General features: G+C 37.8%; 9 protein-coding genes and 1 pseudogene. 3 read left to right on the forward strand and 7 right to left on the reverse strand.

Features of this window, described 5'->3' with window-relative positions; genetic code table 11:
- Positions 1-234 (forward strand): annotated as a pseudogene (locus KO509_RS01900) (transposase); the annotation flags it as partial.
- A gap of 346 nt (positions 235-580) precedes the next feature.
- Here the strand turns inward: KO509_RS01900 and KO509_RS01905 are convergent.
- The 5 genes from KO509_RS01905 to KO509_RS01925 all read right to left on the reverse strand — a co-directional run bounded on the left by KO509_RS01905 (position 581) and on the right by KO509_RS01925 (position 7,955).
- Positions 581-1,360 carry a transporter substrate-binding domain-containing protein gene (locus KO509_RS01905; RefSeq protein ID WP_215971599.1) on the reverse strand — a complete coding sequence of 260 codons (780 nt, stop codon included), beginning with the start codon at positions 1,358-1,360 and terminating at the stop codon, positions 581-583.
- 226 nt (positions 1,361-1,586) lie between these two features.
- Positions 1,587-2,909 carry an MATE family efflux transporter gene (locus KO509_RS01910; RefSeq protein WP_252727337.1) on the reverse strand — a complete coding sequence of 441 codons (1,323 nt, stop codon included), beginning with the start codon at positions 2,907-2,909 and terminating at the stop codon, positions 1,587-1,589.
- A 219-nt stretch (positions 2,910-3,128) separates the two neighbouring features.
- Positions 3,129-3,893 carry a 2,5-didehydro-3-deoxy-L-galactonate 5-reductase gene (locus tag KO509_RS01915; protein ID WP_215971601.1) on the reverse strand — a complete coding sequence of 255 codons (765 nt, stop codon included), beginning with the start codon at positions 3,891-3,893 and terminating at the stop codon, positions 3,129-3,131.
- A 137-nt stretch (positions 3,894-4,030) separates the two neighbouring features.
- Positions 4,031-6,097: a DUF4962 domain-containing protein gene (locus KO509_RS01920; RefSeq protein WP_215971602.1), complete on the reverse strand. Its 2,067-nt coding sequence runs from the start codon at positions 6,095-6,097 to the stop codon at positions 4,031-4,033.
- Positions 6,098-6,164: 67 nt separating this feature from the next.
- Entirely contained in the window at positions 6,165-7,955 is a 1,791-nt protein-coding gene (locus tag KO509_RS01925) for a hypothetical protein (RefSeq protein ID WP_215971603.1), read from the reverse strand.
- Between the two features lie 140 nt (positions 7,956-8,095).
- Here KO509_RS01925 and KO509_RS01930 point away from each other — a divergent pair, with 140 nt between their 5' ends.
- Positions 8,096-9,106, forward strand: coding sequence for a LacI family DNA-binding transcriptional regulator (locus KO509_RS01930; RefSeq protein ID WP_215971604.1), 1,011 nt, complete (start codon positions 8,096-8,098; stop codon positions 9,104-9,106).
- A 153-nt stretch (positions 9,107-9,259) separates the two neighbouring features.
- Here KO509_RS01930 and KO509_RS01935 read toward each other — a convergent pair whose 3' ends face one another.
- On the reverse strand, positions 9,260-9,844 hold the full coding sequence (locus KO509_RS01935) for a pentapeptide repeat-containing protein (RefSeq protein WP_215971605.1): 585 nt from the start codon (positions 9,842-9,844) through the stop codon (positions 9,260-9,262).
- A gap of 81 nt (positions 9,845-9,925) precedes the next feature.
- A complete protein-coding gene (locus KO509_RS01940) occupies positions 9,926-11,815 on the reverse strand; it encodes a PQQ-dependent methanol/ethanol family dehydrogenase (RefSeq protein WP_215971606.1) in 1,890 nt (629 codons plus the stop codon).
- A gap of 895 nt (positions 11,816-12,710) precedes the next feature.
- Between KO509_RS01940 and KO509_RS01945 the strand changes: the two genes are divergently transcribed.
- The gene (locus tag KO509_RS01945) at positions 12,711-14,774 is read left to right on the forward strand and encodes a NosR/NirI family protein (RefSeq protein WP_215971607.1); all 2,064 of its coding nucleotides are present in this window, start codon (positions 12,711-12,713) and stop codon (positions 14,772-14,774) included.
- The last annotated feature ends 340 nt before the right edge of the window (positions 14,775-15,114 follow it).

Raw genomic sequence — 15,114 nt, forward strand, 5'->3', positions numbered from 1 at the left:
ACCGGACGTATTTTGCGTGATGATAAACGTGGTGCCATTAACAGCAAAACCGCAAGCATTTTAACAAGACTGTATATCAGTGATGAAAGCTGGTTAAAACTGACCACTAATTTTGAAGGTATCTTTACGGGTGCAGTAGGTACCGTTGAGCACTTATGTGAATTTAGCGAACATGTTGGTTTGCAACGTACACATGGCATAGCCAATGCAAGAGCCTGTTTGAATAGCGCATAACCCACACACTAAAAGCGCTACTAGTTATTTAATTTTATGTTATTTCAAAATAACGGTTTTAACTCGGCTTAAATTCAACCATTTCACCAACATTCATAATATCTCCGAAGATAATCTTAATTCCCTCGACTTAATAGATATTTGAGTAACCCAAAAAAGCTAAAGAGGCTGTCTATTATTGTCTGCCGTTATTGTGGGTGGCATGATTAATTTTTTAGCTAATTAGTTGTCGAAATAGTTACACTTAGATAAGCTAAGGCTTATGTCAGCTTTCCTATCTTTGTTAACATTGGCTAGTGAAAATTAGCGGCTTATTCAGCTAGCCAAAAGGCGACATACCATTAAACTAATTGAGACTCTTCGCTTGCCAATCAGGAATACCGTAACGCTTTAAAATTTTTGATAGTTGACCTGTTGCTCTTAGCTTTATTAAGCCCTGGTCAAATATATTGATGTATTTGACTTTAAATTCAGGAGAATAACCAATATAAAGAGGAACAAAATCACCATCTGTACCAGCATATTTTAAATTGGAAATATTGCTGTTTTGAAGTTCATATTCAATATTAAAGCGCGAATCCAATACCATTGATATTCGTTGCTTACTTAACATCATTAATATATTAGATAATGGACTGTTACCTGAGGCTGAATATATATGTTGCCCTGAAGTTTCTTGGAGCTGAGTTATTCCATCGCTATATTTATAACCTTTAATTATTCCTAGAGTGTTACCCTGTTCAATCTCTTTTTTTAGACTTTCTATAGAGCTAAATTTCCACGGGTTTGTTTTTATGACATAAAAATCATTATACCAACCACCATAAACTTTCAGGCTTCGTTTTAAATGATATTCTTCAATATGTTCAGCGGTTAAAGCTAACACCATATCTAATTTTGATTGTTGCAGCAGTATTAATGAACGTGCGAGGGGGATAATATTAAAATTAATATCTAAACCATTATGTTTAGCAATTTCATTTATGACCTCAATTAATACACCTGGCTTGTGTACTTCATTGCAAATATAAGGACACCACTCGTCCGAACCAACGTTTAGTGTTTCGTTTGCAACTGTATTAAAAGAGACTAAAAGGATAATGACGGAAATGTATTTAAGCAGCATTTGTATTATGCATTCTTTGTAAAAGCCATTCTGTTTATTGAAGGTATTATATTTATAATGAATACGCTACTAAAATAAGATTTATAAACGCTCTTATTTGCCAGTCAGTGAACAACAGTTAACGCCCGCTTTCGTATCAATTAAGATTCCCTAGAGCTATCAATCTACTATAAGTCAGTAAGTATATTGATTAAGCTAAAATGATATCATTTATCAATAAGTAATATCATAAACGGCTTATATAAGTTTTCTTATAGCGATAAAAAGGGATGGTTTTGAGCAGTTCTTCTATTGGTATCATGGCGAATGCCCAAAAAATGGATACCTCAAAATACAAAACTAATACTGCGCATACTGGCAGAGAGATCGCCCATTGTGTTACAAAGTGAATTTTAAGCACCAGATTACTATTTCCCAATGCGCGAAGAATATTTCCGGCAACAGTATTGTAGGCACGAATAATTGGCAGAACGATATAAAGCGGCGCAATAATCATTAGCGCTGTTTGAGTTTCAGGTTCAATATCTGGATAGACCCATCTAATACATTGGCTGAGTATAAAAAATAGTCCCGCAATAATTACCGACAGCGTCATGCCGACTTTTGTACAGCTAGTAACAAAATGCTTTAGGTCGCTGGTTTCTTTTTGCCCGAGCAACTGACTAATACTGATGCCTGAAGCTTGAGCCCAAGCATTCGGAAATTGCGTACCAGCGCGAACCCAAGGAAAAATCAAGGTAATAGCAACAAACGAGAACAGATCCAATTGAGCGAACAATAGTTGGTAAACAGTCGCCCCAACGGATAAAACAAAAAAGTTAGCCGCTATAGGATATATTTCACGGTATTGAGGGCCAATCTCTAACCAAAAGTGTCTATTTTTAGGGTATGTCAAATCGACTTTATTATCAGTGTGCAAAGCCAAGTAAAAAAATATCGCTCTTAAGAATACTGCAATTAAACTGCCCCAAGCTGCTCCTTCGACACCCAGCCCTTGATGTGTTGCAAACCCGTTTATCAGCAAATAGCTAAGTAAGGCATTAACCGGTAATTCAATCATAAAGCCTTTTAATGGTACTTTGGAATTACCTTGACCATTACAAAAAGCCGTACAAACTTGCGTGTATGCTGTTATCACCACGATATATTTAGTGATGGATATATATTTATTCGCCAGCTGTGCTAAATCACTGTCATCAGTAATAAAAGCAACTAAATCAGTACCCCACAAGGATAAAATAAACAGAAAAACAAAGGAGGTTGATATATTGATCAGCAAGCCAGACCAATATGCTACCGCTAAATCAGCCTTATTATCTGAGCCGAAAGCTCTGCCGACCAAAAGTTGAATACCATTACCAATAGCAATTTCAAGACCTAATACAAATGCCACTATCGTTGTGGCAATACCCATCGCGGCAACAGGTAGCTCTCCCAGTGGTGCAACGAGCAATGTATCAATCATTAACATCGATTGTACTAGCAACGCATTAAAAGCGAGTGGCCATGCTAATGCAAAATTACGCCGAACATACGCACTAGAATTCATCAAGAAATAACCTTTATTAAAAAGCCCCCTACAACAGATAAATAGTTGTAGAGGGAAGCGGGTAAACTGTTCTTCAATTTAATCATCGATATAAAAATTCTATAATCGATATCGTCTTCTGATCTTACTAACGGTTATTATGTACCGGAAACTAACTAAAAAAATATAACGGCTACACTTACTATAACTAATAATAAACTATTGAAATAGCATTACTTATTATCGGCCCATCCATCCACCATCCACTAATAAAGTAGTACCATTTACATAGCTTGCGGCGTCAGACGCTAAAAACACAGCAGGTCCTTTAAAGTCTTCTGGTTTACCCCAACGACCTTGTGGAATTCTAGCTAAAATAGAAGCGGAGCGTTCTGGATCATTACGTAAGGCTTCAGTATTGTCTGTATCTATATACCCAGGCGCAATCGCATTCACATTTACGCCTTGCCCAGCCCATTCATTTGATAGTGCCATTACTAACTGCCCTATCGCACCTTTACTAGCTGCATAGCCAGGAACCGTAACCCCACCTTGAAAGGTTAATAACGAAGCAGTAAAAATAATCTTACCCGCGCCACGAGCAACCATTTCTTTACCAATTTCGCGACTAAGAATAAATTGAGAATTTAAGTTCACATCGATAACTTTGTCCCACAACTCATCTCCGTGCTCTACAGCGGGTGCACGTAAAATAGTACCGGCATTATTCACTAAAATATCAATTTTAGGAGAGTCAGCTTTAACCTCTTTAATAAATGAATACAACGCTTGGCGGTCAGAAAAATCACATTGATAACCTTTAAAGCGACGTCCCAGTGCCGTTACTTCTTTTTCAACGCCAGAGCCTTTTGATTCTAAACTGGCTGAAACCCCAATAATATCCGCGCCAGCTTCTGCCAACCCAAGCGCAATAGCTTTACCAATGCCACGTTTACAGCCTGTAACTAAGGCGACTTTACCCGCTAAATTGAATTTTTCTAACATTTACTTTATCTCCTAATCATTATTTATGACTGAGTTATTACTCACTTTTCGATATTCATGATTCATAGCCCAGGAACTAACAATCGCTAATTTAGCGATTGCATTAATGGCTTATTGATTAATTACTTGTCAAAGGCCTACAGCACGCCATCGTAACTTGTCGTTTTAATTACCTTACCCGCTTTATCCTTTAAAACAGAAACCCATTTTGATTCCGCTTGAATGTCTTGATAAGCAATTTTATTTTCATTAGAAAAAATAAAGGTTTCAATATGATCTTTCGAGGTTATTTCAACACCAATACAGTGTTCACCTTTAATCGACGTCACTGAAATGTTATCACTCGCGTCACCTTGAATAGCATCTTTAGGCTGAAGTACATTAAGGAAATAACTATTTTTACTTTTTTCTGGGTTCTCAATTAATAATGTTTTTAAGCTAATGCGACGAATATCATCCGGACGTTGAGGCGTCATTATTTCTTCAACTAAGGTTTCATCAACTTTCGTTGCTCTCACTTCTGGGAATACCGTAAATACGTTAAGCGCGCCAGTCCCATTAACAATTTCAAACTGGTTTTGACTTACTTGATTTGCATATTTTTCTGAATGCATACGCCAAGTATATGTGTGCTCTAGCTCACTCTCTAGTTCGTCTAAAAAGATGAAATAGCCGCATTCGCTATTAATGATATGGCGTGCATTACGTGTTAATTCCATTTCTGGATAATACATTTTACTCGATTCGCCAACCACATAGGTATAGCCATTATCATTAGAAAAAGCTTCAATTTTTGCAATGGCTTCTTCTGGCATATCTCGCCATACGTTATGAATGCCTTTACAGTTTAAATCGAATAATTTTGGATCACTTAAATCCCCTTCATCCCATATTTTCTCACCAACACAACCGGTACCATCAACCGTAATCAAGTTGTGAACTTCCGCTTTAGATGTGCGGTTGTAGCCCTCATCAATCGCTAAGGACGCGCCATTATGTATTAGTATAAAGTGATTAAAATCTACGTGATAATGGGTCAAACTACGGGTTTTCCAATCGTTTTCTTTGTCTAACTTCCAGCTGAGTTCCCATTGCTTATGACCGCCAGCAGGGCTTGATTTAAATGAAAGATGCGTAGCATCTGTGTCCCAGCTAGAACGCATAACCACAAGACCAAGATCTGGGAAGTATTTGGTTAACGGCAGCGCTTCTGGTGACTTTTCTTCTATCTCAGGGTTAAACCAAATTAACTCTAAGAAAGCCTCAGGTAAAATACCTGGAAAAATTTTACTTTGATAAGCTTCCCTAAATAAGAACTTAGTGCGTACCATTTCACCTAACCATTGCGCCTGACCATTATTATATTCTGATGCTATTTTGTAGTAAGCAGAAATGGAATGAGAGCTTCTTCTATCATGCACATCGGCAAAGTTAATGTTCTCTTCCCAGTTAGGCGCAGACTGGTAAATACGATAGTCGAATGAATTTTTTAAAAAGCCTGCATCAAAGTAGTTTGGACCACCGTCTTCACGAATATAATCGGCCGCAGATAAGAAGAAGTTAATCGCGTATCGCCAATATCCTGTTCCTTCGTAGTTAGAGCCATCTTCAGGCAGGTATTCAAATACTTTTTCAAAGTTGTCTTTGATTTCATCAATCCATACTTTAGCACCTTGGTGCTCAGAGCGAATAGCATAAGCTGTAGTTAATAAGCCTGAATAATTAATCCAGTTATGATTTTGCCAATAGTTGGTCGACCAACAATGGCCTAAGTTCTTTTGGCCGTAATCAAAAATCTTATTGCCTTGCAGGATCAATTTATTAAGAAATTGACTACGCTCTTCTTCAGTTAAATATTCTTTTATCCAATCGTAGGAGAGCCCTAAACCATACAGTAACCATGACGCACTAAGATCCACATCGACTAAAAATCCATATCCCCAAACATCATAATTAACCGCAGTAAAAATCCAACGCTTTGCTTCTTGCAAGTAATGGTCTTGTTCAGTTAATAAATAGGCCAAACTTAAGTTTGCCGCAGCCATTCCTATATAAGTAATACTAGTATGCGGATGTTCTACTGATAACACTTCGTTTTCATACGCGCTGCATTGCTCTAAAAGTCGAGTCAAATGTTCTTTACGACAAGTCTTGAGCTCTGCTTTTAAAACATCAAGTTGGTCGTTTATAAGTAAATAATTCATTGTTAATTCCTGTAATAAAAAGTGATAAATAATGAGAATCAGTAAACTCTTGAGAAAATAAGTCTCATTATTTTATTTGTGATTCCGCATCCTTGGTTTTAGTAACGGGCTCCTTCCCCGCGTTGAGCATTAACAAACTAATTACCCCAATTGTCACTGCAAGTACCAGAATAACTATTCTGCCTTCTAGTGGATTTGGAATGATCAGCATCAAGGCAATGAAACCAGCTACTGCCACACCAAAGCGCCCAATAGCGATAAGTTGACTTAAATCATTGCCCTCACCTACTTCTTTTTCAAAATCGATAGGTGTTTTCATATTGGTGAAGAATTTGTCAACCATTTGACGATGCGCGGATCTTTGATTTGGTGCAAAAAGTGTTGAAAATAAAAAGCCAAACGTGCCAGATCCCATCACGCCGAAGAACTGTTGTTGGAAGTTCCATTCGAAACTATCACTATAGGCTTGTGAAAATCCTAAGTAACTTAGTGGCACTTCAAAGTAAGCTAAGCTAGAAAAGATCAACGCACAGGCTATTGAGAACAACGCAGCCCACCAAGGTGTTTGTCGAATAAACATGCCTAAAAGTAACGGAATTGTAATTGGCATAGAAAGTAGTGTTCCGACTTGCAGCATGATTTCAAATATTCCGGAGCCATCTTGCTGGGCAAAATATAGCGCTAGCAATACAATCAAAAAACCCATTACCCACGTTAAGGTACGCCCGTAGTTTAATAGTTCGGATTCTTTTTTAGCTTGCCAACTAAGTTTACGTGATATTTTTGGATAAATATCTTTGATTAATATGGCAACATTGGTATTAAGGCCTGTATCCATAGAGCTCATGGTCGCCGCAAGAATCGCAACAACGATCAAGCCAACAAGCCCTACAGGTAACAAACTAATACTTGCAACAGCGTAACTTGCCTCAGCAGGCTTAGCGATATCAAACGCCATAACAAGATCTGGGTATAATAATCGAGCGGTAATGGGCGGTAAGAACCAAATAACACTACCTACCAACATTAATACTGAACAAAGCAACGCGGCTTTTTTGGCTTCTTTCCCATCTTTAACAGAAAAGTAACGTGGCGCAGCATTCATTGAGTTGAAGACAATAAATTGTTTTGCCATCATGGCACTTGCCCAGCCCCATGTATACGCACCACCAAACAGGGTCGCGGAGTTGATCATACTATATTCTTCGGTTAACCCTTGCTCCTCTATTTTCACAAATAAATTTTCAACTCCGCCCAACGCATCTAAGCAAAGATAGGCAACAATTAAGGTAAGTGGCACTAAAATTAGACCTTGTAAGAAGTCAGTCGCCATAACAGCCCAGCGTCCACCAGTTGCAGAATAAAGTAAAACAACAACACCACAAACAACGATAACGTAATTAATGTCGTAGCCAAATACGGCAGAACAAAAAATACCTAAACCGTAAAGTGCCATAGCGGAATATAAAATACGGATTGGTACTTCATAGTATGCGTAGAAATCACGAGTTTTCTCACCAAAGCGACCAGCAATAGCTTCAGGAAAAGTAGTCACCCTCATTTGGCGTAACCAAGGTCCCATAAAAAGGTAATTGACGAAAAAGCCAAGTACGTTACCAAAGAATATAAACATGGCCGAGAACCCTGACTCGTAGGCGATACCAGCAGCACCGGTAAAAGTCCACGCACTAAATGCACTCATAAAAGCACTACTACCAACTAGCCACCACGTTCCTTTGCTGCCCCCTTTAAAGTAATCGTCGGTATTCGCCGAAAACTTTTTGAAAACAAGACCAACGATAATGATCAGCAGAAGGTATCCAACGATCACTAGATATTCAACATTCGAAATTTCCACTCTTTTTGCCTTTTATTAGGTTGCTAAAGTAATTGATAATGATTAGTAAACCAATTTACTAAACCGATTTAGTTGATTAAGTTATCATAATATTGCAAAATGTCAACATTCAAGTATTTGGACTTTCAAAGAAAATATACATGCAAAAAAAAATAAAGTTAATTGATGTCGCAGAGCTTGCCGGTGTTTCAAAAAGTACGGTATCTCAGTACCTAAACGGCCGTTTTGATTACATGTCAGAAAAGACAAAAGAACGCATAAAGCTGGCTATAGAAGAGCTTGATTATGTACCAAACCCTATTGCTCGTAGTTTAAAAATGAATAAGACTAAAACAATAGGAGTAATAGTAAGGGATATTACCGGCTTCTATACAAGCCGCACCCTTAGAGGGATTGATGACTATTGTAAAAAAAGTGACTACAACGTATTAATATATAATACAGATGTTGATCCCGAGGTTGAAGCAAAGTCGCTAGAGACATTGTACCAATTACGTGTAGACGGAATTATTATTGCGTCTTCAGGTCAAAATACAAAATTAATTGATAAATATATTAATAACGGTCTACCTATTGTTCATTTTCAACTTGAACATGATGGCAATGAAAAAAATATAATTGTTTCTGATTATCGAAAAGCGGCGTTCGACGCAACGGAATACTTAATAGAATTAGGACATAAACGAATCTGTTTTCTTACTCAAGATTTTCAGAGTATGAAATCAAGAAAAGACCGTTACCTTGGCTATACCGATGCTTTAGAAAAACATAACATTCCTGTTGATCAACAATTGGTTCAATATTGGCACCGAAATACCGGTTTTCAACAATCACCAAAAAGTATGCTTGCTGCTGCTAACCCACCAACGGTATTTTTTACACAGCATTTACCTATTACGACTGAATTATTAACAGCGTTTAATAACGAGAATATTTCAATACCTGATGATGTTTCACTATTAGCTTTTGATGAGCTACCAATGGCTGAGTATTTAAAAGTACCTATTACAGTAATAACCCAAAACCCTTATGAAGTAGGTAGAGAGGCAACAAAGTTGTTACTTGATAAAATTAGTGACGATGAAACTCCGCCACAAAAAATTGTCCTTCCTTGTTCTTTTATTAAAAGACAATCTTGTAAAAAAATATAAAAGGAATGCAATTAAGCCCTCTAACAATCATGAAGGCGCTTAACTGAAAACATATTGGAAGCCTCAACGCCTTGTTTACTGCAATAGCAGAGGCTTTACATTTATGATATTTAGCTTTTAGAGCCACTTATATACTTACTTGTACTTTTCAACTTACCAGTCATGTGGGCAAAGTTCGCAACCTTCCATATAAGCCCCCTGAAAAATGGCATAGCGTTTGAATACACCATCCATTACTGCATCTTTAAAATTAGCATCGTAAAACTTGGCTTCTTGCACATTAGCATTTTTTAGATTAGCTCTCGTTAGGTCGGCTTTAGCAAACCAAGCCATTTCAAAATTAGCTGCTCGTAAGTCAGCATCAATTAGCTTAGCACCGCTCAACCGAGCAAATTCAAAACCACCACCGCGTAAATTAGCTTTATTAAGTTTAGCGCCTTGCAAAAATGCCGCCCACGCCTGTACTGATTCTAAGTTTGCTCCTCGAAGATCGGCCCCTTTAAGGTTCGCATGACGCAAGTCTGCACGAACTAAGTTTGCTCCTCGAAGATCAGCACCGGCAAGGTTAGCATTGCCTAATTTAGCATGCCGCAAATCGGCATTACGTAAATCAGCACCGGCACAATTAGTTTTAGGCATAATTACACAGTTGCCTATTCGTCTTTCGGTGACTTCTTCCGCTTGAGCCAACTGACTGCTGACATGTAATAAAATTAGCGTAAAAAATAGTTGTTTCATTATCATCTTCATCTCCCGTGTGGTACAACACAGGTCAACTTTACTGACCTGTGTTAACATTATTTATCGATACGAATCAGTTTACTCAACACGTGCGATACCTTTTGCCCACTTAGGTACTTTAAATACCCAGAAAGATCCACCTTGAGATACTGGTTTAGTTAAATCAGCCATGCCGCCGCCCCATAAAGGTACTGCACCACCATATCCTGACGCTACGCCAACATACTGCTCACCGTCCATTTCCCAAGTAATAGGACTAGAGATTATGCCACTACCGGTTTGGAACTTCCAAAGCTCTTCACCAGTTTTGGCATTAAATGCTTTGAAGAATCCATCACCAGTACCTGTAAATACAAGGTTACCTTTAGTTGCTAAAACACCAGCCCAAAGTGGTAATTCTTCTTTATGTTGCCAAACAATTTCACCACTTACCGGATCAATAGCTCGTAAATTACCAACGTGATCATCAAACATACGTTTAATACTAAACCCTTGTCCAAGATACGCAGAGCCTTTAGTATACTTAACTTGTTCAGTCCAATAATCTTCTTTCCAGTGGTTAGCGCCAATATAGAACAAACCTGTATCTTGGCTATAAGCCATCGGATTCCAGTTTTTAGCACCTAAGAAAGGTGGTGATACTTCAATACTTTTACCACGTTTCTCTCCTGGCTCTGGTTTTGGCGGACGTTGACCTTCTACTTCCACCGGACGGCCAGTGATAGGGTCGATATGAGTTGCCCAGGAAATGTTTTCAACGAATGGGAAAGCTTTAATAAACTTGCCGTCTTCTCGATTAACAACATAAAAAAAGCCATTACGATCGGCATGAGCAGTCGCTTCGACAACTTTGCCATTCTCTTCATATTCAAATAGAACAAGTTCATTGTTACCTGAGAAATCCCAAGCATCGTTAGGTGTATGTTGATAGAACCATTTCACTTCACCAGTAGTAGGATCAACACCTAATTGCCCTGAGGTATAAAGACTATCGTAATCAGCTGGCTTTCCATCTTTACCAGTACGTGCCCAACCGTTCCATGGTGCAGGATTACCGGCACCAATAATAATAGTATTGTTATCTACATCAAAGCTAGCACTTTGCCACGGGGCGCCGCCACCATGATGCCAAGCTTCCACCAATTCACCATTTTCATCACGTGGCCAAGAAGGTGCACGCACATCGCCAGTTGGCGTACTTTCTTTACCATTAAGACGTCCCATATGCCCTTCAACAAAAGGACGCATCCATATTTCTTCACCGGTTTCCGTATCTCGAGCAAACAACTTACCAACAATGCCAAATTCATCACCAGAAGAACCGTGAATGAGCATAACACGTCCAGTTTTCTTATCCTTGATGATAGTCGGAGCACCGGTCATAGTATAACCAGCTTTGTGATCGCCAAATTTCTTATTCCAAACCCTTTTACCTGTTTTTTTATCAAGTGCAACTATTCGCGCATCTAGCGTACCAAAATAAACTTTATCACCATAAATAGCTGCACCACGGTTTACCACGTCACAACAAGGGCGAATATCTTCAGGTAAACGATGACTGTAAGTCCATAGCTTTTTACCTGTTCGCGCATCCATTGCAAAAATTCTAGAGTAAGAAGCCGTCACATAAAGTACACCTTCATGATATAACGCTTGAGTCTCTTGTCCTCGCTGCTTTTCGTCGCCAAATGACATTGTCCACTGTGGAACCATCGCTTTAATCGTGTCCGTATTAATCTGAGTTAAGTCACTATAGCGCTGTGCTTTTACTCCCATACCATAACCTAATACATCTGTGGTTGTTTGTTGATCATTAAGGATATCGTCCCAAGTTACTTTGCTTGAATCGGCTTGCACATTCAAAGCGGCACTTGCCATTACAACAGTCGCAATACCTACAGCAATACGGTGAAGTGCCCATTTTTTTGATCCCGGCGTTTGACGAGAATTATCTATTGGTGTTTGCATATTATTTCCTCTATTAATTGTAGCTATTCAGCTAGGTAAAAAACGATTTATTTAATAAAAACTATGAAGCATCTACTACAAAGATGTATTGCTTGTCACAGTGAAGGATCTCTGATTCTTATTTGTCTACCACTCCAGTTTAACCATCGTGTTCTATCGGTTTATTTAGTAGGAATAGCTCCATGTTTTTACTAAATCGCTAATGATTTTTTAATATCTATCACCCTACTATTTTTAAATCACAATACTTCCTTCGGTTAAATATTAATCGTCTTGTTGGTAATGACGCTATAGGAATAATTCCTTTTAGTAATCTGTTTTCAAGAATGATAAACCCAGGCCTAACATTAAAAATAATTATTATTTATCAATAACTAACACGAACAATACTTTAGTATGAATTAACCTATCCCATAGCATAATTAAAAGGCTTATCCAAAGGTATAGCTCAAATAGTTCTTAAGGTTTGCGTGTTAGTAATAATGTTTTTATCAAATAAATTTACTGATGTTTTTGGTAATTTTTTGCTAAGGAACTACTCCCCCAGCTGACAGTTTGAAGGTTTGGAAATATTGCAATTCTCTTAGCCTTCGGAGGACATTTGACAAAGATCTTCTTGGTAAGAAAATGACATTATTACTCGGTAGTAACCTAACAGAGTGATAGATAGTTAAGACTAAATAATGAGAGAAATAGTCTTATAGTTGCATGGTGATGACCGTAATTTGGGTTTTAAGATGATAATCGAATAAGCAGTTATTGCTGATAACATTGGTGATAAAAAATACAATTTGTATCTCTATTCAAACTATAAAAAGGAACAAATCATGAACTCATCTTTTAGCAAAAAACAAATACAATGAATAGGTTAACACTCTGTAAGTCATTATTATTAATGAGTTTATTTTTTTTGGCATCAACCTTTACTTTTGCATTATCAACCGACTCACCTGATGGCTGGAATGAAATATTCCCTCATGCTACTTCAATAGGTAAAAAAGAATCTTCACCACCTGTTTGGCCTGTATATCAGGTGGGAAATTTGGTTGGCTACCTCTTTCATTCTCAAGACGTTGTTGCGCTACCAGCCTTTTCTGGTGAGCCTGTAGATATGCTAATTGGCATAGACCTAGAAGGAAAGTTAGCTGGTGTTCTCGTTGTCGAACATCAAGAGCCAATATTTTTGCATGGCTTTGGTGAGCAACCACTATTTGATTTTGTTAAACAATATGCTGGTCTATCAGTTTTAGATAGTATTAAGGTTGGTAAGACGTCAAACAGCACTCATGTGGCGATCGATGGAATTACAAAAGCAACAGTTTCAGTGGTTGTAATCAACGAATCAGTATTATTATCTTCATTAGCTATTGCCCGTAAAACCCTCGATGGCTTTACAAGTAATGCCGTTGCCGATATTTTAAACACTTATGAACCTCTTGATATTAAAGCACTGGAAAAGAGAAATTATCTTACTAAGTTAACCCTTACTAATTCTGATGTAGCACAGGCATTTGATGACGATAATATAGTGGAAAAAATAGCCGTCACTAATAAGATAAATAAATCAACGTTCGTAGATTTGCATTTTGCTTATCTTAATTCTCCGATGATAGGTAAAAACCTATTAGGTAATGACTACAAACTGTTAATGCAGCGCTTAAATGAAGGTGAACATGCTATTGGTATTTGGTCTTACGGTGCTTACCACCATGTTGATAAAGATTTTATACCTGCCTCAATTCCAGATCGACTATCAATATTACAAAATGATGTACCGATAGAAATTCGTGATTTAAACTTTTATGATTTATATGAAGGTAAAAAAGAAGCCTATAGAGGAGCGGAAGCCTTAAATATATATAGAATAAAATCACATTCAGGATTTGATCCTGGATCTCCTTGGACCTTATCATTAACCGTTTCTTATGGAAATAATCCTTGGTTAAACCAGGTATCTTCCGTGTTCCCAATAGATTATCAACTCCCGAAGTCTCTTTATAGTTACCCTGAATTAGACAATAATAATACTTCCCTCCCCTTATGGTTAGAGCTTTGGCATAACAGATCTAGTGAGATTACTATACTAGTGTTAAGTCTGTTGATTTTAACTTTTCTTTTTATTTATCAGCATCAACTTTCCCGACGTTTTACATTATTTCATCGTGTCCGTTGGATTTTTTTAATTTATACCATAGTGTTTATTGGCTGGTATGCACAAGGACAATTATCAGTAGTAAACATATTTCCAATTCTGCATTCACTCTTTAACGGCTTTGACATTCAAACCTATCTAATGGATCCAATCATTTTCATTCTCTGGTCATATGTATTTATTAGTCTTTTCCTTGTGGGTCGTGGCTTATTCTGCGGCTGGCTTTGCCCTTTTGGCGCCTTACAGGAAATGCTGGGTTGGTTAGCTAAGAAATGGCGAATACGACAACTTAAAATAACCTATCCACTACATAAAAAACTACAACTGGTAAAGTATGGTGTGTTGTTATTCTTAGTTGGATTATCACTATATGCCAATGTTATGGCTGAAGTAATGGCTGAAGTTGAACCTTTTAAAACAACGTTCACTTTAATGTTTGTTCGTACTTGGCCCTTTGTAATTTATGCTATAGTGATATTAGGTCTAGGATTATATATTAATAAGTTTTACTGTCGTTATCTCTGCCCTCTTGGTGCAGGATTATCACTACTTGGCAGGTTTCATCCAATTAAGTGGCTAAGTAGACGTAAAGAATGCGGCAGTCCATGTACACTTTGTCATCATAAATGTGATATTAAAGCCATTACTCCATCAGGATCTATAGATTATAACGAATGCGTACAATGCTTCGAATGTATCGCCTATTATAATAATGCCAGTTTGTGCCCACCACAAAAACAAGAGAAAAAACGGCTCGAAAAACTTAATTTATCTACAGAGCAAATTGAAATTAAATGTGTTAGTTAAATCATTAGTAATACTAATAACTCTCAAACAGCAAAAAGCCCGTTACCTTCGTAACAGGCTTCCGCTTTTATAATAAGGAGTGCAGGATGCACAGGAACGGTCTCACATAAAGAGAAGAACACCCACACGCTTATACCTTCGAGCGCTACTGCGTTTCACTTCTGAGCGCCGCGGCAGTATGAACGAATTCCCTACATGGATGTAGGAAATTAGAACAACGCAGGAGCAGTTGTCGAGGAGTCAGGTAACTTTATCTCAGAAAGCAAAAAACCCGACTCTTTCGAATCGGGCTTCTCTAAATAGAAGTTTAGCAATGTCCTACTCTCACATGGGAACTCCC

Source organism: Colwellia sp. C2M11 (assembly GCF_018860915.1).
Taxonomy (GTDB): Bacteria; Pseudomonadota; Gammaproteobacteria; order Enterobacterales; family Alteromonadaceae; genus Colwellia.

Bases quoted from the DNA above. Each gene is read 5' to 3' on its own strand.
- KO509_RS01905 (WP_215971599.1), bottom strand. From the start codon at position 1,360: ATGCTGCTTAAATACATTTCCGTCATTATCCTTTTAGTCTCTTTTAAT.
- KO509_RS01910 (WP_252727337.1), bottom strand. From the start codon at position 2,909: ATGAATTCTAGTGCGTATGTTCGGCGTAATTTTGCATTAGCATGGCCA.
- KO509_RS01915 (WP_215971601.1), bottom strand. From the start codon at position 3,893: ATGTTAGAAAAATTCAATTTAGCGGGTAAAGTCGCCTTAGTTACAGGC.
- KO509_RS01920 (WP_215971602.1), bottom strand. From the start codon at position 6,097: ATGAATTATTTACTTATAAACGACCAACTTGATGTTTTAAAAGCAGAG.
- KO509_RS01930 (WP_215971604.1), top strand. From the start codon at position 8,096: ATGCAAAAAAAAATAAAGTTAATTGATGTCGCAGAGCTTGCCGGTGTT.
- KO509_RS01935 (WP_215971605.1), bottom strand. From the start codon at position 9,844: ATGAAACAACTATTTTTTACGCTAATTTTATTACATGTCAGCAGTCAG.
- KO509_RS01940 (WP_215971606.1), bottom strand. From the start codon at position 11,815: ATGCAAACACCAATAGATAATTCTCGTCAAACGCCGGGATCAAAAAAA.
- KO509_RS01945 (WP_215971607.1), top strand. From the start codon at position 12,711: ATGAGTTTATTTTTTTTGGCATCAACCTTTACTTTTGCATTATCAACC.